Source organism: Polynucleobacter sphagniphilus (assembly GCF_029892205.1).
In the GTDB taxonomy this organism is placed as follows: Bacteria; Pseudomonadota; Gammaproteobacteria; order Burkholderiales; family Burkholderiaceae; genus Polynucleobacter; species Polynucleobacter sphagniphilus.
Window position 1 is genome coordinate 1 of record NZ_JARXVX010000017.1, and the last position, 2,009, is coordinate 2,009.

The 2,009-nt window shown below is 46.3% G+C and carries 1 protein-coding gene; it reads right to left on the reverse strand.

All coding sequences use genetic code 11. The features are described from left to right. Window positions 1-2,009, reverse strand: a 2,009-nt coding sequence (locus M2125_RS10875) for a beta strand repeat-containing protein (RefSeq protein WP_280742979.1), incomplete at both ends; no start/stop codon positions are given.

Here is a 2,009-nt window from a genome sequence, read left to right on the forward strand (position 1 = left end):
ACACCAGTTGAAGCATTTGATGTACTAATGGTAGACATGTTTAAATATCCGCTCGCTGGAGTACAACTAGCCCCTGTGCAGCCATAGGTATTGTCTACCAAAATATAACCAGGAACTGTTGTTGCGCCAATTGCTAATGCAGAGCCGCTTGATTTTTCTATGTAATTAATTGCAGAGCTGCTAGTTCCAGCGCCAATGGTTAAGGCACCAGTTGAAATCGTAGATAGTCGATTTCCGCTAGTAGTGTTGTAAGTAATATAGCTAGCGGTACCGCTGGTATTGGGAGCTACCGTTACTGCACCACTTTGACTAATCGCATTGTTAGAGGTGAAAGTGATATTGCCGCCATTGGCATTTTGGGTTATTGCGCCTGTTTGGGTAATGCCAGTGTTTCCACCCGCTGCAGTGTCATTTCCAGTCACTGAAATATCTGTACCGCCCGCGTTAATCGTCATTGCACCTAAAGAAACTACTGTGGCAGCAGTGGTACCCGTTCCTGTTACAGAAATAGAATTAGCTGTGATTGCGCCAGTCTGAGAGAGCACAGTTCCAGTGAGGCCACTAGCAACGATGGTTACAGCATTCGAGGCAACAATCGCTTTAGTGTGTATGAATGCTGTGCCAACAGCATTAGTTGCCTGCATGTAGATGGAGACGTTACCTGCACTCGCACCAGTCCCTGTTGCAGTCAATACCCCAAATGCATCGTCGTACATCACGTAGCCAGCACTAATTGGTTGCGCTACAGTGCCAATATTAATATTGCTGCTGTAGGCATTCATGGTTACAACATTGTTACCAGGCGAAGTGCTATAGATTGCTGAATTAGCGCTTGCACCAGGGCCAATGAGACCGCCCAAAATAGTGATGCCGCCACCAGCAATGCTCGAAGTGCCTGAATTAAAAGTTATGACTCCAGCCGCATACAGGATGCAGGATGTATTGACTGGGCTATATGAGAGTAGATTGAGGTTAATTGCACCGGGCCCATTGAGCGTATTTTGGCCCGCGGAAATCGTCCCCGCGCTCAAATTTAGGGTTCCGCCACTATTAGTACTACCGACCCAAACACCATTGATTGTGATGTTGCCGCCAGCAGTAAGGTTGCTAGCTAAAATTGCCCCGGCACCATTTTGAGTAACAGTAGTAGTTCCTACCGTACCGTTTGTAAGATAACCACTTGTAGGGTTGCATCCCGAACCGCTACAGCCAAAAGTATTGTCAATAGTGATAGATCCAGATACCGACACAGTTCCAACAGTTAGTGCTGAACCACTTGCCTTTTGAATATAGTTGACCGGACTTATGGCGCCAGTAGGTGCATAGGTAAATGAGCCGGTCGTAATTTGACTATTTAAATTGCCTGATGTGGTGTCGTAGGTAATTGTCTGTGCATGGTTCGTTGTATTGGCAGTAGCAAAGCTGACCGCAGATGTTGCTGTAATGTCACCATTGGTCTTAAATGTGACATCACCGCCATTGGAGTTATTAGTGATGGCACCTGTAGTAACGTTGATGCCGCCAGTTGTTCCATTGGTACCAACAGTAGTGGTGATATTTAATGCATCCGCTACTGATGTATAAGTTCCAGCCACGTTCGTAATCGTAACTCCACCGGTAACAGACGCACCCAATCCACCTGCAGTGCTATTAGTTCCAGTGATAGTCACTTTTGGCGCTGTAATTAGACCAGCGAGCGATTCAGCGTAAACACCAGAGCCAGTAGATGTGCTGGTAATAGAAATCGTGCCGGCTGTTGTAGTGAGGGTTCCAGCAGCATTACTCTGTACGCCTATAGCACCAACGTTGGTATTGTTGATAGTGATGCCAGTGGCCGCAGAAATAGCTGCATAAATTGTGATTCCACTTCCATTGCCGGTACTGTTGTTGCTTATATTTACGCTACCGGTATATGAAGTTAAAGTTGTACCAGCACTGAGATAGATATCCTGGCCAACTATTCCAGTTGAGGAGCTATTGGCGGTAATAGTGATATTGCCAGCCGCATT